The sequence below is a fragment of the Rhodococcus sp. BP-332 genome, assembly GCF_019836065.1.
In the GTDB taxonomy this organism is placed as follows: Bacteria; Actinomycetota; Actinomycetes; order Mycobacteriales; family Mycobacteriaceae; genus Rhodococcoides.
This window is the reverse complement of record NZ_JABUEC010000001.1, coordinates 412,825-431,701: the sequence shown is the minus strand read 5'-3', so window position 1 is coordinate 431,701 and position 18,877 is coordinate 412,825. Positions and strand designations below refer to the sequence as shown.

Annotated in this window: 18 protein-coding genes; 10 read left to right on the top strand and 8 right to left on the bottom strand. The window is 67.4% G+C overall.

The window, feature by feature from the left end; all coding sequences use genetic code 11:
* The first annotated feature begins 219 nt into the window (after positions 1–219).
* Positions 220–1,362 (top strand): acyl-CoA dehydrogenase family protein, encoded by a 1,143-nt coding sequence (locus tag HQ314_RS01985; RefSeq protein WP_027505144.1) that lies wholly within the window; start codon positions 220–222, stop codon positions 1,360–1,362.
* A gap of 61 nt (positions 1,363–1,423) precedes the next feature.
* Here HQ314_RS01985 and lexA read toward each other — a convergent pair whose 3' ends face one another.
* Positions 1,424–2,206 carry a transcriptional repressor LexA gene (gene lexA, locus HQ314_RS01980; RefSeq protein WP_027505145.1) on the bottom strand — a complete coding sequence of 261 codons (783 nt, stop codon included), beginning with the start codon at positions 2,204–2,206 and terminating at the stop codon, positions 1,424–1,426.
* 263 nt (positions 2,207–2,469) lie between these two features.
* Between lexA and HQ314_RS01975 the strand changes: the two genes are divergently transcribed.
* Both HQ314_RS01975 and nrdR read left to right on the top strand, forming a co-directional pair.
* A complete protein-coding gene (locus tag HQ314_RS01975) occupies positions 2,470–2,886 on the top strand; it encodes a hypothetical protein (protein ID WP_222649143.1) in 417 nt (138 codons plus the stop codon).
* 112 nt (positions 2,887–2,998) lie between these two features.
* Positions 2,999–3,496, top strand: coding sequence for a transcriptional regulator NrdR (gene nrdR, locus HQ314_RS01970; protein ID WP_027505147.1), 498 nt, complete (start codon positions 2,999–3,001; stop codon positions 3,494–3,496).
* 1 nt (position 3,497) lies between these two features.
* Here nrdR and hrpA read toward each other — a convergent pair whose 3' ends face one another.
* Together hrpA and map are read right to left on the bottom strand one after the other, a co-directional pair.
* Entirely contained in the window at positions 3,498–7,424 is a 3,927-nt protein-coding gene (gene hrpA, locus HQ314_RS01965; protein ID WP_222649141.1) for an ATP-dependent RNA helicase HrpA, read from the bottom strand.
* Positions 7,425–7,444: 20 nt separating this feature from the next.
* On the bottom strand, positions 7,445–8,212 hold the full coding sequence (gene map, locus HQ314_RS01960) for a type I methionyl aminopeptidase (protein WP_222649139.1): 768 nt from the start codon (positions 8,210–8,212) through the stop codon (positions 7,445–7,447).
* A gap of 79 nt (positions 8,213–8,291) precedes the next feature.
* Here map and HQ314_RS01955 point away from each other — a divergent pair, with 79 nt between their 5' ends.
* Genes HQ314_RS01955 through HQ314_RS01940 form a run of 4 tightly spaced genes read left to right on the top strand, consistent with a single transcriptional unit; the run spans position 8,292 to position 10,873 of the window.
* Positions 8,292–8,558: a helix-turn-helix domain-containing protein gene (locus tag HQ314_RS01955; protein ID WP_027505150.1), complete on the top strand. Its 267-nt coding sequence runs from the start codon at positions 8,292–8,294 to the stop codon at positions 8,556–8,558.
* 48 nt (positions 8,559–8,606) lie between these two features.
* Positions 8,607–9,263, top strand: a complete 657-nt coding sequence (locus HQ314_RS01950) for a Pr6Pr family membrane protein (protein WP_222649137.1) — start codon at positions 8,607–8,609, stop codon at positions 9,261–9,263.
* Positions 9,264–9,320: 57 nt separating this feature from the next.
* The gene (locus HQ314_RS01945; protein WP_222649501.1) at positions 9,321–10,526 is read left to right on the top strand and encodes an aspartate aminotransferase family protein; all 1,206 of its coding nucleotides are present in this window, start codon (positions 9,321–9,323) and stop codon (positions 10,524–10,526) included.
* Positions 10,527–10,531: 5 nt separating this feature from the next.
* Entirely contained in the window at positions 10,532–10,873 is a 342-nt protein-coding gene (locus HQ314_RS01940; protein ID WP_222649135.1) for a hypothetical protein, read from the top strand.
* Positions 10,874–10,947: 74 nt separating this feature from the next.
* Here the strand turns inward: HQ314_RS01940 and zapE are convergent, their stop codons facing one another.
* On the bottom strand, positions 10,948–11,943 hold the full coding sequence (gene zapE, locus HQ314_RS01935) for a cell division protein ZapE (RefSeq protein ID WP_222649133.1): 996 nt from the start codon (positions 11,941–11,943) through the stop codon (positions 10,948–10,950).
* 281 nt (positions 11,944–12,224) lie between these two features.
* On the opposite strand from zapE, the gene HQ314_RS01930 reads away from it, so the two are divergent.
* The gene (locus HQ314_RS01930) at positions 12,225–12,806 is read left to right on the top strand and encodes a dihydrofolate reductase family protein (RefSeq protein WP_222649131.1); all 582 of its coding nucleotides are present in this window, start codon (positions 12,225–12,227) and stop codon (positions 12,804–12,806) included.
* Positions 12,803–13,675, top strand: a complete 873-nt coding sequence (locus HQ314_RS01925; RefSeq protein WP_261781336.1) for an SDR family NAD(P)-dependent oxidoreductase — start codon at positions 12,803–12,805, stop codon at positions 13,673–13,675. The genes HQ314_RS01930 and HQ314_RS01925 overlap by 4 nt, the downstream gene beginning before the upstream one ends.
* Here HQ314_RS01925 and HQ314_RS01920 read toward each other — a convergent pair.
* Entirely contained in the window at positions 13,672–13,863 is a 192-nt protein-coding gene (locus HQ314_RS01920) for a hypothetical protein (RefSeq protein ID WP_037185345.1), read from the bottom strand. The two genes, HQ314_RS01925 and HQ314_RS01920, sit on opposite strands and share 4 nt — an antisense overlap.
* 37 nt (positions 13,864–13,900) lie before the next feature.
* Between HQ314_RS01920 and HQ314_RS01915 the strand changes: the two genes are divergently transcribed.
* Entirely contained in the window at positions 13,901–14,593 is a 693-nt protein-coding gene (locus tag HQ314_RS01915) for a hypothetical protein (protein WP_222649129.1), read from the top strand.
* Here HQ314_RS01915 and HQ314_RS01910 read toward each other — a convergent pair.
* Genes HQ314_RS01910 through HQ314_RS01900 form a run of 3 tightly spaced genes read right to left on the bottom strand, consistent with a single transcriptional unit; the run spans position 14,590 to position 18,826 of the window.
* A complete protein-coding gene (locus tag HQ314_RS01910; protein ID WP_222649127.1) occupies positions 14,590–15,270 on the bottom strand; it encodes a PhzF family phenazine biosynthesis protein in 681 nt (226 codons plus the stop codon). The genes HQ314_RS01915 and HQ314_RS01910 overlap by 4 nt on opposite strands.
* 10 nt (positions 15,271–15,280) lie before the next feature.
* Positions 15,281–17,779 (bottom strand): RNA helicase, encoded by a 2,499-nt coding sequence (locus HQ314_RS01905; protein WP_222649125.1) that lies wholly within the window; start codon positions 17,777–17,779, stop codon positions 15,281–15,283.
* 9 nt (positions 17,780–17,788) lie between these two features.
* Positions 17,789–18,826: an alpha/beta fold hydrolase gene (locus HQ314_RS01900; RefSeq protein WP_204867688.1), complete on the bottom strand. Its 1,038-nt coding sequence runs from the start codon at positions 18,824–18,826 to the stop codon at positions 17,789–17,791.
* Positions 18,827–18,877 lie beyond the last annotated feature (51 nt).

The window sequence follows — 18,877 nt, the reverse complement described above, 5'->3', positions numbered from 1 at the left end:
GCCAGTCCAGCCCGAACCGGGAGATCGAGTCGCGGTTACGTGACTACGAGACATGGAAGTGAGAAGGCATCGCGCAAAGGTTACGGAGCCGATTGCGGACGGGCCAGGCGATATCGGCTGACGCCGAGGTCACCGAACGTGCTCGCACTGGTCATCGACCCCGCTCGTACCTGGTTCTAGGCTCGAGACAGATCCGCCGTACGCACGACGAGGAGAATCATGAAGCGCACGTTGTTCGAGCCCGAGCACGACCTGTTCCGCAGCTCGTACAAGAAGTTTCTCGAGCAGCACGTCGCGCCGCATCACGCGGAGTGGGAGACGCAGAACATCGTCGACAGAGGTGTCTGGGTCGAGGCCGGTAAGCAGGGCTTCCTGGGCATGGCAGTGCCGGAGGAGTTCGGCGGCGGCGGAGTCAAGGACTTCCGCTACAACGCCATCGTCACCGAGGAGACCACGGCCGGTGGGTACAGCGGTATCGGGTTCACGCTGCACAACGACGTCGTCGCCCCCTACCTGATCGAGCTGACCAACGACGAGCAGAAGCAGCGCTGGTTGCCCGGGTTCTGCTCCGGCGAGCTGATCACCGCGATCGCGATGACCGAGCCGGGCACGGGCAGTGACCTGCAGGGCATCAAGACCAAGGCCGTCCGTGACGGTGACGACTGGGTGCTCAACGGCTCCAAGACGTTCATCACCAACGGCATCAACGCCGACATCGTCATCGTGGTGGCGTGCACCGATCCGGAGAAGGGCGCGCAGGGCTTCAGCCTGTTCGTCGTCGAGCGCGACATGCCGGGCTTCGAGCGCGGCCGCAACCTCGACAAGATCGGTATGAAGGCGCAGGACACCGCGGAGCTCAGCTTCACCGACGTCCGCATCCCTGCCGCCAACATGCTCGGTCAGGAGGGTATGGGTTTCATCTACCTGATGCAGAACCTGCCGCAGGAGCGCCTGTCGATCGCCGTCGTCGCGGCTGCCGCGATGGAGTCCGCGCTCGCGATGACGATCCAGTACTGCAAGGACCGCAAGGCGTTCGGCAAGCCGATCGGCAAGTTCCAGAACACGCGATTCGTGCTGGCGGAGTGCGCGACCGAGACGACTGCCGTCCGCATCATGGTGGACAAGTACATCGAGCAGCTCAACGCGAACGAGCTGTCGGTCCAGGAAGCCGCCATGGCGAAGTGGTGGACCACAGAGAACCAGGTCAAGCTCATCGACCGGTGCCTGCAGCTGCACGGTGGCTACGGCTACATGAAGGAGTACCCGATCGCCAAGGCGTACATGGACTCCCGCGTGCAGACCATCTACGGCGGCACGACGGAGATCATGAAGGAGATCATCGGTCGCGGTCTGGACCTGTAGGAACCTCGAACACGACGACGCCGGCGCTGGAAATCCAGCGCCGGCGTTCGTGTGTCCGGAATCAGAGCTTGCGCATCACGGTGACGACCTTGCCCAGCACCACGGCGTCGTTCCCGGGAATGGGCTCGAACAGGTCGTTGTGGGGGAGCAGCCAGACGTCCCCACCAGTCCGCTTGAACGTCTTGACGGTGGCCTCTCCGTCGATCATGGCGGCGACGATGTCCCCGTTGTCGGCCACGTTCTGCTGACGCACGACCACCCAGTCACCGTCGCAGATGGCGGCGTCGATCATCGACTCACCGACGACGCGGAGAAGGAACAGCGAGCCGGACCCGACGAGCTCGCGCGGAAGCGGGAACACGTCCTCGACGGCCTGCTCCGCGAGAATCGGACCACCCGCGGCGATACGTCCCAGGACGGGGACGAAGGTCGGTGCGGGCAGGCGATCGTCGTCCGACGACGGTGTGTCCGCGCTGTCGAGGTGATTCGTGGTGTCCGCGGCGACGAGATCGTCCTGCGCGACGGCAGAGACCTCTTCGGGGCGCCCGTTCTCGCCCGGCAGACGCACGTCGACGGCGCGGGGACGGTTGGGGTCGCGGCGCAGGAACCCCTTGCGTTCGAGGGTGCGCAGTTGATGCGCGACCGACGAGGTGGACGTCAATCCGACGGCGTCACCGATCTCCCGGATGCTCGGCGGATAGCCGCGCTCGACGACCGACGCACGGATCACCTCGAGCACTCGCCGCTGACGTTCGGTGAGACCGGACTCGGTGTCGGCGGTCGTGGCCGAGCCGGTCGCTGACGCGCGCCCGCCGACCGTGCCGGATGAGCTGTCGTCCTTCATCGAGATACCTCCATCGGTAGCAGTGGACGTGGGGCAGGTGGTGCTGGTGTCACGTCCGTTGTGCGTGTGTCGAACCTAAACCGAAACGGGACTCGGATCAAACACCTGTTCGAAGCGTGTCGCGTGTTCGATGCACTTTGTCGGACCGGACTGCTATACATCGAACATGCGTTCATTCGAACGCGTGGGCGAATGTGTTGTTCGAACACCTCGGTGCATCGGCGACGCGGACGGCCACCGGCTATCCACGAGGAGTGGTTGCAATGACTCGAAGTGACCTGCTGACTGTCGGCACCGCACGTTCCATCGACATGCATGCACCCGTCCGCACGCGCTGGACCTGCGACGACGATTCCTACTGGGGTGTGGCCGACCGCACGGCCGGGTCCACGACGACCGACGTGCGCGAGCGCACCACGGTCCGCCGCAGCCCCGCTCCGCGCGACTCCCGCCGCCCCGACGGCGGCACTGTCGACTACCGTCGCCGCTCGAACGGTGTCTCGCAGGTCGAACACCGCACTCGTCGGGGACACGGATTCGCGACGCCCATCGCTGTGGCGCTGATCACAGCAGTGTCCGTTCTGGGGCTGGTGGGGTTGGCGAACATGCGCTCCGCCGACGTTCCGGCACAGCCGTCCATCTCGGAGCAGGTGGAGATGGGCGTCGTCTCCGGACGCTGACACCGGCCGGACACGCCCCCGGGGCCGCGGAAGGCCGTCCCGGTACGCTGGACACACCGAGAGCCGCCGTGGCGCTCGGGAAATGCCCGAGCCATCGAGGGGTCTCTGTCCGATGCACTGCCCGTTCTGCCGTCACCCCGACTCGCGCGTCGTCGATTCGCGTGAAGCGGAAGAGGGCCAGGCGATCCGGCGGCGTCGTTCCTGCCCCGAGTGCGGTCGACGCTTCACCACGGTGGAGACAGCAGTGCTCTCCGTCGTGAAACGCAGTGGCGTGAGTGAGCCGTTCAGTCGCGAGAAGGTGGTCAAGGGAGTCCGTCGGGCCTGCCAGGGCCGCCAGGTCGACAACGACGCGCTCGTCCTCCTCGCCCAGCAGGTCGAGGACACGGTGCGGGCTTCCGGGTCGGCCGAGATCCCCAGCAACGAGGTAGGGCTCGCCATCCTCGGGCCACTGCGCGATCTCGACGAGGTGGCCTACCTCCGATTCGCCTCCGTCTACCGCTCGTTCAGCAGTGCGGACGACTTCGAGCGCGAGATCGAGGACCTTCGTCGCCACCGCGCCGAGCACGATGCCGCCCCCGCCCAGGACGCGGAGCCCGCCGCTCAGCGGTGAGTCAGCGCCGCACCGCACGTCGGACGTCGTCGATGGCCTTGCGCACCCGCTTCTCGCTCACCGGGTACAGCGTTCCCAGGGTCTGAGCGAACAGGTTGACCCTCAGCTCCTCGATCATCCAAGCGATCTCCCGCACGGCATCGCTGCGGCCCACCGAGTCCGGTACCGACCCGAGCAGGGCGTCGTAGTCCGCATAGACGCGGTCCAGCACGTCCATCCCCGCCGCGTCGCGGCGAGCGCTGGACGGGAATGCGCGAAGTCGGCGCTCGGCCGCCTCGAGGTAGCGCGGAAGATGTGGCAGGTGAGCTTCGCCGGTCTCGAAGACGTATCCGGGGAAGATCAGCCCGTCCAGCTGCTGGCGCACGTCGTCCGCGGCATCACCCGTCGCGTCAGCGAGTGCGAGGCGGACCCTCGTCGCGGCACCGAGAGATGGTTCCGCCACCCGGAGCACCGCGGCCGTCCGGCCGGCGAGCTCGCCCCGGACCGCCTTCTCCAGCACCGCATACGCCTCGGGCGTGGACACCGGGCCGCCGTGCTTCATCATGAGCTCGTCGGCCGCGAGGGTGCGGCAGTCCTCGACGAACGCCTCGATGCTTCCGTGCGGATTCTGCCCCAGCGCGAGCCGCTGAGCCGGGGAGCGTCCGGTGAGCAGGTTCTTCGTCGACAATGGGACGGCGTCGAGCAGGAGGCGTCGGGTGCCCTCGCGCATCGCTGCTCGCTGCTCGGCGGCGGTGCCCAGGACACGAACGGCGACCCCGCCCTTCTCGGGAACCAGGGCGGGATACCCGGTCACCTTCTGCGAGTTGACCGTTCGGGTGACGGTGGGCTCGAGTGTGCCGATGGTCTCGGACGTCCACCGTGTCACCGGGGCCTTCTCCGAGTCCTTGGCGGCGACGCCTACCGCAGCGGCCGCGGCAGCACCGAGTCGGGTGCGCAAGGCGGAGAGGGACGTGTCCTTGTCCAGTCGACGGCCGCGATCGTCGACCACCACGAACGTCATCTTCAGGTGGCGGGGCAGCGCGGACGGGTCGAAATCCGACGGTGCGATCGGCACGGCGCCCATGCGGGTGAGTTCACGCGACAGTGCGACCAGTAGTGGTTCCGTCCTCGGTCGCATCGCCGCGACGGCGGCCACCGCGTGGTCGGGCGCTGGGACGACGTTGCGGCGCAACTCCTTCGGAAGAGTCTTGATCAGGGCCGTCACCAACTCGACGCGCATGCCGGGGACGAGCCAATCGAATCCGACGTCGGCGACGCGGGGGAGGAGGGCGATGGGAATGGTGATGGTGACGCCGTCGTCCTCCTTGCCCGGCTCGAACTGGTAGGTCAGGGGGAACTGCGCCTCGCCCTGACGCCAGGCGTCGGGGTAGTCGCCCTCGACGACCGCGGCGGCGTCCGGGTTGACGACGGTGGCGCGGTCGAAGTCGAGCAGGTCCGGCGTCGTGCGGGATGCCTTCTTCCACCACCGGTCGAAGTGACGGGCCGACACCACGGTCGCAGGTACACGCTCGTCGTAGAAGGCGAAGAGGGTGTCGTCGTCGACGACGATGTCGCGTCGGCGGGCGCGCGACTCCAGTTCCTCGGCGTCGCTGCGCATCTCCTGGTTCGCGTGGAAGAAGCGGTGGTGCGTCCGCCACTCGCCCTGTACGAGAGCGTGGCGGATGAACAAGTCGCGAGACACCTCGGCATCGATACCGCTGAAGGTGACGGGCCGGCGGGCGGCGAGAGGAATGCCGTACAGCGTGACGCGTTCGTAGGCCATCGCCACTTCGCGCTTCGTCGACCAGTGCGGCTCCGAGTACTGGCGTTTGATCAGGTGCGGGGCCAGCTTCTCGGCCCATTCGGGTTCGATGCGCGCACCCATCCGGGCCCAGAGTCTGCTGGTCTCCACGAGTTCGGCCGCCATGATCCAGCGCGGCGGCTTGCGGAACAGGCTCGAACCGGGGAAGACGGCGAAGGTCGACCCACGTGCTCCGAGGAAATCCTTCTTGTCGCCCTCACGAAGACCGATGTGCGACAACAGACCCGGCAGCAGTGCCTGGTGGATCGAGGCATGGTTCGGCTCCGAGGAGTCGCCCGCGTCAGGCATGGTCCAGCCCAGGCCGCGCGTGATCTGGCGCAGCTGACCGTGCAGGTCCTGCCATTCGCGGATGCGCAGGTAGTGCAGGAATTCCGATCGGCACATGCGTCGGAACTGGTTGGAGGACAGCTCTCGGCGCTGGTCTCCCAGATACGTCCACAGTTGCCACAGTGCGAGAAAGTCCGAACCTTCCACGACGAAGCGCTTGTGCATCTCGTCGGCGGCCTGCTGATGCTCCGCGGGCCGCTCGCGCACGTCCTGGATCGAGAGCGCCGAGACGATGACGAGAACTTCCCGCAGGCATCCGTTGCGGTTGGCCTCGACCAGCATGCGCGCCATGCGCGGGTCGACCGGGAGGCCGGCGAGCTCCTTGCCGAGCGAGGTGAGGACGGGCCCGTCCTCGCCCTGCGACTCCAGCGCTCCGAGCTCGTCGAGCAGTCCCAGGCCGTCACGGATGCTGCGCGGGTCCGGTGCCTCGACGAACGGGAACGCGTCGATGCGGCCCAGTCCCAGCGAGGCCATCTGCAGAATCACCGATGCGAGGTTCGTGCGCAGGATCTCGGGATCCGTGTACTCGGGGCGGGCCTCGAAGTCCTCCTCCGAGTACAGCCGGATGCAGATGCCGTCCGCGACGCGACCGCACCGGCCGGCACGCTGGCGGGCCGACGCCTGCGAGATGGGTTCGATCGGCAGACGCTGCACCTTGGTGCGCAGCGAGTACCGCGAGATGCGCGCGGTTCCGGGGTCGACGACGTACCGGATGCCGGGGACGGTGAGCGACGTCTCGGCGACGTTGGTGGACAACACGACTCGTCGACCGGTGTGGCCGGTGAAGACGCGGTGCTGCTCGGCTGCCGACAGCCGGGCGTAGAGCGGAAGAATCTCGACGTTGCGCAGTCGGCGGTCCTTCAGAGCATCGGCGGTGTCGCGGATCTCGCGCTCGCCCGACAGGAACACGAGGACATCGCCCTCCGGTTCGGTGAGCAGTTCCTCGACGGCGTCGCACGTGGCGTCGACCGGGTCGAGTTCGATGGTCTGCTCGCCGTTCTCGACCGTGAGCGGTCGATACCGGACCTCGACGGGGAACGTCCGGCCCGATACCTCGACGATCGGCGCGTCGACCCCGTTCACCGCGAAGTGGTGCGCGAAGCGGCCAGGGTCGATGGTGGCCGAGGTGACGATGACCTTCAGATCGGGACGCTGGGGGAGCAACCGGGCGAGATATCCCAGGATGAAGTCGATGTTGAGGCTGCGCTCGTGCGCCTCGTCGATGATGATCGTGTCGTACCGACGCAGCAGCCGATCCCGCTGGATCTCGGCGAGCAGGATGCCGTCCGTCATCAGCTTGACGAGGGTGTTGTCGCTGGAGTGGTCGGTGAAGCGGACCGTGTATCCGACGGCGTCGCCGATCTCCTGCCCGAGTTCGTCGGCGATGCGTTCCGCGACCGTCCTGGCGGCCAGTCGCCGGGGCTGTGTGTGTCCGATGACGCCCTGGACGCCGCGACCGAGCTCGAGACAGATCTTGGGAATCTGTGTCGTTTTTCCCGACCCCGTCTCTCCGGCGACGATGACCACCTGGTTCGCGGCTATCGCGGCGGCGATGTCGTCCTTGCGGGCGGACACCGGCAGTGCCTCGGGGTACGTGATCGTGGGAACGGAGGCTCGACGAGCCGCGATCGTGGCTTCGGCGCGGCCGATGTCGGCGGCGATCGATTCGAGTTCGGCGGGCTTGCGGCTGCGGTCGAGCCGACGGCGCAGCCTGTGCGCGTCACGGAAGGTGAGGTCGGACAGGCGGGCCGTGAGGTCGCGGCGAGTGGGTCCGGAGGACGGGGGAGCAGATGTCGACATGGCTCACGCCAGTTTATCCGTCACCGCTGCGTCAGGATGCGTGGCCCGTCGTCCGTGATCGCGATGGTGTGCTCGGAATGGGCGGTCATGGATCCGTCGGCCGACCGGAGGGTCCATCCGTCCGGGTCCATGACGAGCTTCGCCGTCCCGCGGGACCACCAGGGTTCCAACGCGAGTGTCATGCCGGCCCGGAGTGTCAATCCCGATCCCGCACGGCCGGCGTTGGCCACGTGCGGGTCCTCGTGCATCGTCCGGCCCAGGCCGTGACCACCGAAATCGGTGTTGACCTGCTTTCCGGTCTCCCGCGCGACGTTCTCGATCGCCGCCGAGATGTCCCCGAGTCGCCCACCGACGACGGCCGCGGCGATGCCGGCATCCAGTGCGCGCTGCGTGCTCTCGATCAGTTCGACGTCTGCGGGATCAGGGTTGTCGCCGACGACGACGGTCAGCGCCGAGTCGGCGACCCATCCGTCGATGGAGACAGCGAAGTCCAGGCTGAGGACGTCCCCTGCGGCGAGCGTGTGGGCGAACGGGAGGCCATGCAGTACACGGTCGTTGACCGACAGGCAGATGACGTTGCGGAACGGCCCGCTGCCGAACTCGGGGGCGTAGTCCCAGTAGCAGGACACCGCGCCGCGGGTGGCGACGAGGTCGCGGCAGTGATGCTCGAGATCCATCAGGTTCACGCCGGGCTGCGCCTGCTCCGACAGCGTCGTCAGTGTCTCGGCCACGAACGCGCCGGTCACCGCCATTTTGTCGATCTCGGCAGGGCCCTTGAGCTCGATCATCCGTCCATCGCTTCCTGTCGGTATTTCAATACCAACGAACGGTAGCAGACCGGTACAGGAATACCGCTATGCTGACCTTGTGGTCCGCATTCCCCTGAGTCCCGAGCAGGTCGAGGCCGGTCGTCGCCTCGGCGCCGTCCTGCGCGCCGCACGAGCGGGACGAGACCCCGAGATCGTCGCCCGTGACGCCCGGATCTCACCCGAGACGCTCCGCAAGATCGAGGTGGGTCGGATCGCGAGCCCCAGCTTCGGGACCGTGCTGCAGATCTGTGCGGCACTGGGACTGCCGGTCTCCGACGCGGTGGACGCATGGCAGGGCGACAGGGAGCATCGCGTCGCGATCTAGTGCTTCGTTGCTCGGCGCCGAGGACCGCGCTCGTGTGAGGATCGCTCCATGACTCCGCCGGACGATCGCGTCGCCACCCCTGTCGCGCTGCGCGTTCTCCGAGTCGTCGCCGCGCTGCTCGGGCTGGTCGCCCTGATCTGGATCCCCGTCCGGTCCGCGGACGTCGCCGGATTCTCGCTAGCCAACTTCTTCAGCTACTTCACCGTGCTGAGCAACGTGCTGGCCGTCGTGGTCTTCGTGATCGGCGGGGTCGTCGATCCCCGCTCCGAGATCTTCGACAGGCTTCGCGGGGCGGCCACGACCTACATGGTGATCACCGGAATCGTGTACGCGGTGTTGCTGTCGAACGTCGACGTGCAGATCCAGGACGCGTGGACCAACTCGGTGCTGCACCGCATCGTGCCCGTCCTCATCGTTCTCGACTGGATCCTGGCGCCACCACGTCGTCGCAGCGCGGAGAGCGGGCCGGTACTGTGGTTGGTCTTTCCTGTGGTCTACGGGGTCTACAGCCTGATCCGCGGGCCCATCGTCGAGTGGTACCCGTATCCGTTCCTGGACCCGCGGGAGCGGGGGTACGGCCCCCTCGCGATCGGGCTCGCCGTCCTGGTCGTGGCGTTCCTGCTCATCGCCCTGGCGGTCGACAGAGTGGGCGAACTGGCGGCGTCCCGCCGGTCGCGGAAGCACGCCACGAGTGGCCTAGGCTGACCTCTCGTGACCACTCCCCAGCACACGTCCTCCGCGTTCTGGCACGGCTTCGCCGACATGCACACCGTCGAGTCCGGCGGCCGATTCGTCGTCGCCCGAGGTGAGGGCGCGCGCATCTGGGACACGGCCGGCACCGAGTATCTCGACGGCACCGCGGGTCTGTGGTTCACGAACGTGGGTCACGGCCGCACCGCCATCGCGGACGCCGTGGCGCGGCAGCTGTCCACGCTCGCGCACTACTCGACGTTCGGCGACGTCGTTCCCGACGTGACGCTGGAACTCGCCGACCGCCTCGCAGCGATCGCGCCCGTCGCGGGCAGCAAGATCTTCTTCACCTCGGGCGGCTCCGACTCGATCGACACCGCTGCCAAGCTGGCCCGGCGCTACTGGCACCAGATGGGCAAGCCCGGCAAGACCGTCGTCGTCGGCCGCCAGAAGGCGTACCACGGCATGCACGTCGCCGGCACCGCACTGTCCGGACTTCCGCTGAACCGGGAGAACTACGGCGAGCTGATGACGGACGCGCGGACGGTCGCGTGGGACGAGGGCAAGGCGCTGCTCGAACTGATCGAGAAGGAGGGCGCGGACACCATCGCCGCGTTCTTCGCCGAGCCGATCATCGGTGCCGGCGGGGTCTACCTGCCGCCCGAGGGCTACCTGCACGAGGTGCGTCAGATCTGCCGCGACCACGACATCCTGTTCGTGGCCGACGAGGTGGTGACCGGATTCGGTCGTATCGGCGGAGCGTGGTTCGCGTCGTCGAAGCTGGGCCTCGCGCCCGACATGATGTGCACCGCGAAGGGTCTGACGTCGGGCTACGTGCCGATGGGTGCGGTCTTCATCGCCCCGCGCGTCGCCGAGCCGTTCTACGAGGGCGGCGCCTGGTGGCGCCACGGCTACACGTACGGCGGGCACGCCGGCGCCGCTGCCGCGGCCATGGCCAACCTCGACATCATCGAGAACGAGGACCTGCTGACGCACGCGTCGCGCCTCGAAGCCACGCTGCACCGGCATCTCTCACCCCTGGCCTCGCACGACCTGGTCAGCGAGGTCCGCAGTGGGATGGGTGTCGTCGCCGCGGTGCAGTTCGCCGATCCGTCCTACGCGATGCCGTTCGTCAAGACTCTGCGCCGCGAAGGTGTCTCCGCGCGAGCGGCCGGCAACGGCGCGATCCAGTTCTCGCCGGCGTTCGTCATGACCGACGAACAGGTCGAACAGATGGCGTCCGCCACCGCGCGGGCGCTGGACGCCACGGTGAGCTGAACGTCGTGGCAGTTCCCGATCACTGGATCCCGCATGCCCGCGAGGACGGCGAGGTGATCGGGTGGATCGACATGCAGACGGCGACACCGGATCTGATCCCCATCGATCGACTGGGCCGACCCCTGTCGGCGGTGTCGGAGTGGCCCGATGCGGAAGAAGCGTTGGAGCGCCGCGGCCTCCGGTTCCTCATGAACAGGTTCCGGTTCGAGGGGCGCACGGTGCGCATCCGATCTCTGGACGACCACCGCATCGTCCTGACGACCGCCGCGTCCGATGCTGTGGGGGACGTGGGCGAGGAATACGTGCTCGACTTCCCCGCGGGGCCGGAGTTGGTGGAGTCGCCGTAGTTCCCGCGGACGTCATCGGGAGTGGTGGATGCTGCAGCATCAGCGGGAACCGATTCGATCCGCGGGACGGCTGCTCACGGGGTCGTCTGCAACTGGCTCAGGCGGCTCGCCATACGTTCGGCATCGGCCGGAAGATGCCGGCTCAGGAGGAACTGTCCGAGTGGAACCTCCGCGAGAAAATCGGTGCGTATCGACGCGTCGTAGAGCACGTCGACGAGGCTGCCGAACCGATGGGCGGCGTCTCGTCCGAGGCGGTCGGGTCCCGGTACCTCGCTGATGACCCACCGAGGAAATCGGTCCGCGAGCTCGAGGAAGTCGGACGGTGCGGTGGGTCGCGCGCACAGAGCGTCGAACGTGAACCACACCAGGTCCGGACGCACAGCTCGAGCGACGACCGTACTTACCCCGATCGAGAGTGAGGCCGCGTCTCCGTCACCTGGTTCTCGCCGATCGGAGAATCGGTCCCCGGTCATCCACCGTCCCGCGGCGAACCCGCTGCGCGGTGTGTCGAGGTCCAGGGTGCGATAGTCGATCGGGCCGTCGACGTGCACGATCGCCAGTGCCTGCTCGATGCGGTGGATGGTGGGCTCGAACATGCTGTGAAACAGAGGGTTCGGAAGCAGCCGTTGCGGAGGGTAGTTCGACGTCAGGATCACTCTGACGGGCCGCCGGAACAACGCGTCGAGCAGTCGGTCGACGAAGATGCCGTCCGCCGGGTCATGGACGTGGAACTCGTCGAAGCACACCAGGTCCGCATCACCGAGCATGTGATCGAGCGCGGCGTCGAGGTCGTGAGCGCGCAGGTTCAGCTCGGCGTGCAGGTCGGTGAAGAAGCGGTGACAGTGTGTCCTCGTCGTCCGGCTGGTGCGTGCCTCCGCGAGGAAGGTGTCCATCAGCCAGCTCTTGCCCCGACCGGGCGGACCCCAGAGGTAGATCCCCTGGCCGGCCATGGTTTCGAGACGGGTTGCGGCCTCGAGCTGAGACGTGTCGAGAACAAGCCCTCGCGTCGCCGCTGCTGCGGCCAGCGTTCCCTCGGGTACGAGAGGCCCGCGCACGCGTCGTCGCCACATCGTTCGACGGTACGAAACCCGGGCCGCGCGCGGTACGTGTCCTCTGCCACGCGGTCACCGCCGTGTCATGACAGCCATCCGGGCATCGAACCTCGGCATCGGCGGCTACCCAACCCCTCTGTGCGCTTTATGCCACACGATCGTCACGATGTCCACCGATCCGCAGAATGTGTCGCAATCATGTGGTGTCAGGTTCGCCCCGACTGCAGCCACGAAAATGGGGTCGCGCGCTCGCTGGTCGAGCACCTACCGTGCAAGGGCCGACCGAGAGGGGTTCGACCATGCGAGAACTGACCTACTACGTCGCCACGAGTCTCGACGGATTCATCGCGGCTCCCGACGGCACCTGGAGCGCGTTCCTCGACGAGGGCGACCATATGGACGTGCTGGTCGACGAGTTCGCGGACACACTTCCCGAACACGTGCAGGATGCGCTCGGGATCCATTCGGAAGCAACGGTTTTCGACACGGTGATCATGGGGTGGACGACATACTCCGCGGCCCTGGACGTGGGGATCGTCAGCCCCTACCCGCACCTGCGGCAGTTCGTGGCTTCTCGGCACCGGCAGACGGTGTCGCCGGACGTGACGGTCACCGCGGACCCCGTCGCCACCGTCCGCGAGCTCCGTGAGGAAGACGGCGCCGGAATCTGGCTGGCGGGTGGGGGAGCGCTGGCGGGTGACCTCGTCGACCAGATCGACCGACTCGTCCTGAAGATCAACCCGGTTGTTCTCGGAGACGGTGTGCGCTTGTTCGCCGGTGCTCGGCACGCCGATCGATCGTTCGAGCGCACCCGACTGCGGGCGTTCGACTCCGGAGTCGTCATCGCCGAGTACACCCGTCGAGCGGGGGTCGGATCATGAGCGGCCGGGTGTGGCTGATCACCGGTGCGAGTCGAGGGCTCGGTCGCGCGCTCGTGGACCGTGTGCTCGACGTGGGGGACAGCGTGATCGCGACCGTGAGGGGCGAGGCAGACCTTCCCGCTCACGAGCGACTCGTCGTCGATCACCTGGACGTGCGCGATCGCGGCGCGGCGCGGGCGGTCGTCTCGTCCGTCGTCGAGAAGTTCGGCCGCCTCGACGTACTGGTCGACAACGCGGGTCACGGGGCGGTGGGTGCCATCGAGGAGACGACGGAGCAGGAGGCCCGCGACATCGTCGACACGAACTTCTTCGGTGCGCTCTGGCTCAGTCAAGCGGCCGTCGAGGTCATGCGGCCTCGGCGGTCCGGCCACATCGTGCAGATCTCGACAGTCGGAGCCGTCGGCACGATGCCCACCCTGGGCCTGTACGCCGCGTCGAAGTGGGCGCTCGAAGCCTTTAGCGAGGCGATGGCAGCAGAGGTGAAGGATTTCGGGATTCGCGTGAGCATCGCGGAGCTCGGCGCGGTCGACACCCAGTGGGGCACAGGAAGCATGCGATTCAGCGCTCCGTCTCCCGACTACGACGATCTGCGGACCGCGGTGTTCGGCACTCCCGCCGTGCCGTGGCCGCGAGAGGGGACGGGCGGTGGGACGGCGCCCGCGGATGCTGCGGCGGCGATCGTCGACCATGTCCGCAGCCCGGGCGACGACAGGCTGCGACTGCTGGTGGGCGATGACGCGCCCGGACAGGTTGCCGAGGCGCTCGCGCGCCGACTGGGGGACTATCGGCGCGACGAGCGTTTTCCCGCGACTGCGCTCGCTCGCTCGATCACCACTCCGATCGGCTACGAGGTGACGATCGAACGCTAGCGCTTCGTGGACGTGGCCACGGCCAGCCGCTGGTGCAACCGCTCGCGCACTTCGTCCGGTTCGTACTGACGACGCTGACGCTCGTTGCGGGCGACGAGGACGCCGGACGCTGCCACGCCGACGGCGCCGGCGAGACCTGCGACCTTCAGCAGACCGCGCACGGAGATCTTTCGGGATCGTGCAGCCATTCATGAAGGCTAGCGCCACGAACTAGGCTCGTCGTCGATGAGCGTCGACGGAGTGTCCTCAGTCAACCTCGCCACCGCCGTGGAGACCACGCGGACAGGCGATCTCTGGATCTTCCGCGGCCGGTCGGCGGCGGATCGAGCGATCCAGACGCTGACGAACAGCCCGGTGAATCACGTGGGCTTGGCCGTGGTCCTCGACGACCTGCCGCCCTTGATGTGGCATGCCGAGTTGGGCCAGTCACTGCCCGACATGTGGACCGGGCGCCATCAGCGCGGCGTGCAGCTGCACGACCTACGCGACGCCGTCACTCACTGGGGCGAGCGCTACGACCAGAAATGCTGGTTCCGGCAACTGCAGTCGCCGATCACGCGTGAACAAGAAGACGAGCTGATGCGGACCATCGCGCGACTCGACGGCACCGCATTCCCGACCACCGCGAAGCTGGCGGGTAGATGGTTCGCGGGGCGGCTCCCAGCGGTGTCGGCCAAGGACGACCGTCGACTCGAGACCGCCTACTGCGCGGAGGTGGTGGCCCTGACGTACGAGGCGATGGGTCTGCTCGATCCGCGAGAGTCACCGACGCCGCTGAAGCCTTTCGACAAGGTGGGCCTGAAGCCACCGCGGCGCCGCGCGAACTGGTACGACCCCGGCCGGTTCTGGAGCGGCGATCACCTTCCCTTGGCGGAGGGCGTCGAGCTGGGGCGTGAGATCGCGGTCGTGCTGGACTAGAGAGTGCGCGAGGCGTCCGCCACCACGCGCCCACCGAGCTCCACCCATCCGTCGTCGGAGAGCGTGGTCGACAGGACCGAGCCTCGGCCCTGCACGATGCTCAGATCGCGCCCGAGCAGTTCGGTGACCCGGACGGCGGCCGAGCCCGTGGCTTCGTCCTCGGGGACGCCCATGTCGGGGGCGAACATGCGTGACCTGATCGTCCCGCGCTCCTCGTCCACCCATGCCCAGACGTAGTGGTGGCCCGTGGTGAACTCGGCGGGGCCCACGGCCAGAACGTCGTCGGCGCCCCGGACCTGACGGAACTCGAAGTGTGGTGCCCATTCGGGCCGTGCACGGACGTAGGTGGTGTCGCCGGCGACTCGGACGGCAACCTCGCCCGCGGGGACGAGCAACGTCTCCGCCGGAGTTCCGCGGCCGGCCAGCCATGCTGCCGTGCCCACGGTGGGGTGCCCGGCGAACGGCAACTCGACGGCGGGCGTGTGAATGCGGAGGGCGGCGGAGTCGACAGGGCTCTCGGGAACATCGACGAACACCGTCTCGCTGTACTGCAGGTCGTGCGCCACGGACTGGCGATCCGACGGGGCAACGGACGCAGCGTCGACGATGCCGAGGGGGTTGCCCCATCGACCCTGGTCGTCGGTGAACACCCGCACGACATGGACGTCGAATGACATGGTCTTCCTCTCAGCCTGCGGTGACGGTGATGTCGTCGAACACGATCTCGGCGAGGGCGTCGGACTCCTCGACGTCCACCGTCGCGTCCAGCGACCAGCCGTGGTCGCCGTCCGGATCGTCGAGAACCTGACGCGCAGTGGTCTCCTCGCGGGTCTGGACGAACGAGAACAGGTGCGGTCCGCGGGCGGCGGGCGTCATGCCGATCTCGCCGTACTCCTCGAAGTAGGGCTCGAGCTCGTCCTGCCAGTCGACCTCGTCGCCCAGCTCCTCGAGGAGGTCCCAGCGACGACGGGACGCCAGCTCGACGCGTCGGAACAGGGCGTTGCGCACCATGATCCGGAACGCTCGGGGGTTCGCAGAGATGGGTTTCGGTGTGTCGGCTCCGTACGCGACGACGGGTGTACCGTCCTCCTCGAACGTCGGATCGGTGAGGTTCTCCCACTCGTCGAGAAGGCTCGAGTCGACCTGGCGCACCGTTTCGCCGAGCCATTCGGTGATGTCCTGGACGTCCTCGGTGCGAGCCTCCGGTGGAACCGTCTGTCGCAGAGCGCGATACGCATCGGCGAGGTACCGCAGCACGGAGCCCTCCGAGCGGGAGAGACCGTAGTGTGAGACCAGCTCCGTGAACGTCATCGACTTCTCGATCATGTCGCGCACCACGGACTTGGGGGAGAGGCCGAACTCGGACAGCCAGGGGTGCCCACCGCGGTAGATCTCGAAGGCGGGGCCCAGAAGACCGGCCAGGGGCTTGGGCCAGGTCACCTCCTCGAGCAACTCCATGCGTTCCTCGTACTCGAGGCCGTCCGCCTTCATCTGCGCCACGGCTTCGCCGCGCGCCGCGTGCTGCTGTGCCATCAGGATTTGGCGCGGGTCGTCCAGGGTGGCCTCGATGACGGACACCACGTCGAGTGCGTAGGACGGCGACTCCTGGTCGAGCAACTCGAACGACGCGAGCGCGAACGGCGACAGCGGCTGGTTGAGAGCGAAATCGCGCTGCAGGTCGACAGTGAGTCGTGCGGTGCGACCGTCCTCGTCGGGCTCGGGGAGCTGCTCGACGATGCCGGCGTCGCGTAGACCCCGGTACAACCGCACCGCCTGGAGAATGTGCCGCCGTTGGTTCGCTCGGGTCTCGTGGTTGTCCTCGAGCAGATGCCGCATCGCGTCGAAACAACTGCCCGGGCGGGCGATGACGTTGAGCAACATCGAGTTGTTGACGGTGAATTTCGACGTCAGCGGCTCGGGGCTCGCCGCCACGAGTCGCTCGAAACTGGGCTTGCCCCAGGAGACGAAACCGTCGGGTGCTTTCTTGCGCTGAATACGTTTCAGCTTCTTGGGATCGTCGCCCGCCTTGGCGACGAGTCGGGCGTTCTCGACCTCGTGTTCGGGTGCCTGCACCATGACGGTGCCGAGGGTGTCGTACCCGGCTCTGCCTGCGCGACCGGCGATCTGATGGAACTCGCGGGCGCGCAACTGGCGCGTGCGAACACCGTCGTACTTCGTCAGTCCGGTGAGCAGCACGGTGCGGATGGGCACGTTGATCCCGACGCCGAGAGTGTCCGTTCCGCAGATCACGGCGAGCAGACCCTCCTGCGCCAGCTTCTCGACGAGCCGCCGGTAGCGCGGCAGCATGCCCGCGTGGTGCACGCCGATGCCGTGACGGACCAAGCGGGACAACGTCTTACCGAATCCGGTGGTGAACCGGAAGCCACCGATGGCCTCGGCGATGGCCGCACGGGTCTCCTTGGAGGCGACGGTGATCGAGGTGAGCGCCTGAGCCCGTTCGAGTGCCGAGGCCTGCGTGAAGTGCACGACGTAGACGGGTGCGAGGTGCGTGGAGACGAGTTCCTCGATGGTCTCGACGACGGGTGTGAGTCGGTAGGAGAACATCAGCGGCACAGGGCGTTCGGAGCCCTCGACGACGGTGGTGACCCGTCCGGTCCGGCGGGTCAGGTCGTCGCGGAAGAAGGAGACGTCGCCGAGAGTGGCGGACATCAGCAGAAACTGGGCGTGGGGGAGTTCGATGAGCGGCACCTGCCACGCCCAGCCGCGATCGGGCTCGGAATAGTAGTGGAACTCGTCCATGATCACCTGGCCGATGGACGAGTCCGGCCCCTCCCGCAGTGCCATGTTGGCGACGATCTCCGCTGTCGCACAGATGATGGGTGCCGACGCATTGACCGAGGCGTCGCCCGTGACCATGCCGACCTTGTCCGCACCGAAGATCTCGCACAGTGCGAAGAACTTCTCGCTGACGAGCGCCTTGATCGGCGCCGTGTAGAACGATCGGATGCCGGCCGCGTACGCGGCGAAGTGAGCGGCGATGGCCACCATCGACTTTCCCGACCCCGTGGGGGTGGCGAGCACGACGTTGTTGCCGGAGACCAGCTCGATGACGGCCTCGTCCTGCAGCGGATACAGCTCGAGTCCACGGTCGGAGACCCAGGTGGTGAACGCGTCGTACAGATCGTCGGCCGACGCGGAGTCAGGAACCATCTCGGTCAGCAGCATCACTACAGGTTACGTAGCCGACCTCTCGTCCGACCCCATGGCACCCAGGACCGCCTGCCTCGTCGTCGCACTGCCGGTGATGGCGTCCTCGCCGACACCGGAGACGAGCATCTGCCGCCATCGCTGTTCGTCGAACTTCAGCGGCATCGTCGTCCCGAGGAAGTTCTCCAGGACCTCGAGGAAGCGCATCGGATCGTCGCGGTAGGGGAAGTGGCCGGCGCCGGCGAAGACGTCGAGGCGGGAGCCGGGCATCGCGGCGTGCGCGAGCGTCGCGTGGGCGATGGGGATGACCGTGTCCTGATCACCCCAGATGAGTTGCACGGGCAGGTTCTCGGTCAGGTAACACCGGTCGAGCATGGTGACCACCTGCCCGCGCCAGTCGACGACGGCCCGCAGCGTGCGCAGGTAGGCGTCGTAGGCGGTGGAGTCGAGAAGGTTGCCGAGGACGCGGACCAGATCGGGCGTGTCGTGCAGGACGGCTCCCGGATGCAGGGGAGTGCCGTCCAACTGGTCGATCGCAGCGCCCGCCATGCGCAGCAGGCGCATGGCTCCGGGCAGGCGCAGCAGTTTGAACGCCTCGTTGACGATGGGCGTGGACATGAGTCGCAGTGCCGGGTGGACGTCCTTGGTGACACCGCCCGCCGAGACGAGGACGAGGCGCTCCACCATGTCCGGGTACTGGTACGCGAATTGCATGGCCACACCGCCGCCGAGCGAGTGGCCCACCACGGACACCGCATCGATGTTCAGGGTGACGAGCAGATCGCGGATGCCGTTCGCGTACGCGGCCACCGAGTAGTCGGCACGAGGCTTGTCGCTCAGTCCGTGCCCGAGCAGGTCCGGCGCGATGACGGTGTACTTCGACGCGAGATGGGGGAGAACGTCCAGCCAGGTCTCGGAGCTGTCACCGATGCCGTGGATCAGCAGCAGTACCGGCCCTTCTCCCGCCATCCGGAAGGCACGTCGATAACCGTGCACCGTGCGGAAGTGCAGCCGCGGTTCCGCATCGGGAACCGGACGCAGGGCGCGGCGGCGTGTGTCGGACATCCCGGCCCCTCTCGATCGGCGGCACCGTGTGTGTCGCCGACCGAGCCTAAA

What these genes read in the sequence shown, in the direction of transcription:
- lexA (WP_027505145.1), bottom strand. Translation starts at nt 2,206, where the DNA reads ATGAAGGACGACAGCTCATCCGGCACGGTCGGCGGGCGCGCGTCAGCG.
- HQ314_RS01915 (WP_222649129.1), top strand. Translation starts at nt 13,901, where the DNA reads ATGAGCGTCGACGGAGTGTCCTCAGTCAACCTCGCCACCGCCGTGGAG.
- HQ314_RS01900 (WP_204867688.1), bottom strand. Translation starts at nt 18,826, where the DNA reads ATGTCCGACACACGCCGCCGCGCCCTGCGTCCGGTTCCCGATGCGGAA.
- HQ314_RS01925 (WP_261781336.1), top strand. Translation starts at nt 12,803, where the DNA reads ATGAGCGGCCGGGTGTGGCTGATCACCGGTGCGAGTCGAGGGCTCGGT.
- HQ314_RS01950 (WP_222649137.1), top strand. Translation starts at nt 8,607, where the DNA reads ATGACTCCGCCGGACGATCGCGTCGCCACCCCTGTCGCGCTGCGCGTT.
- map (WP_222649139.1), bottom strand. Translation starts at nt 8,212, where the DNA reads ATGATCGAGCTCAAGGGCCCTGCCGAGATCGACAAAATGGCGGTGACC.
- HQ314_RS01930 (WP_222649131.1), top strand. Translation starts at nt 12,225, where the DNA reads ATGCGAGAACTGACCTACTACGTCGCCACGAGTCTCGACGGATTCATC.
- zapE (WP_222649133.1), bottom strand. Translation starts at nt 11,943, where the DNA reads ATGTGGCGACGACGCGTGCGCGGGCCTCTCGTACCCGAGGGAACGCTG.
- HQ314_RS01985 (WP_027505144.1), top strand. Translation starts at nt 220, where the DNA reads ATGAAGCGCACGTTGTTCGAGCCCGAGCACGACCTGTTCCGCAGCTCG.
- hrpA (WP_222649141.1), bottom strand. Translation starts at nt 7,424, where the DNA reads ATGTCGACATCTGCTCCCCCGTCCTCCGGACCCACTCGCCGCGACCTC.
- HQ314_RS01920 (WP_037185345.1), bottom strand. Translation starts at nt 13,863, where the DNA reads ATGGCTGCACGATCCCGAAAGATCTCCGTGCGCGGTCTGCTGAAGGTC.
- HQ314_RS01905 (WP_222649125.1), bottom strand. Translation starts at nt 17,779, where the DNA reads ATGCTGCTGACCGAGATGGTTCCTGACTCCGCGTCGGCCGACGATCTG.
- HQ314_RS01975 (WP_222649143.1), top strand. Translation starts at nt 2,470, where the DNA reads ATGACTCGAAGTGACCTGCTGACTGTCGGCACCGCACGTTCCATCGAC.
- HQ314_RS01945 (WP_222649501.1), top strand. Translation starts at nt 9,321, where the DNA reads ATGCACACCGTCGAGTCCGGCGGCCGATTCGTCGTCGCCCGAGGTGAG.
- nrdR (WP_027505147.1), top strand. Translation starts at nt 2,999, where the DNA reads ATGCACTGCCCGTTCTGCCGTCACCCCGACTCGCGCGTCGTCGATTCG.
- HQ314_RS01910 (WP_222649127.1), bottom strand. Translation starts at nt 15,270, where the DNA reads ATGTCATTCGACGTCCATGTCGTGCGGGTGTTCACCGACGACCAGGGT.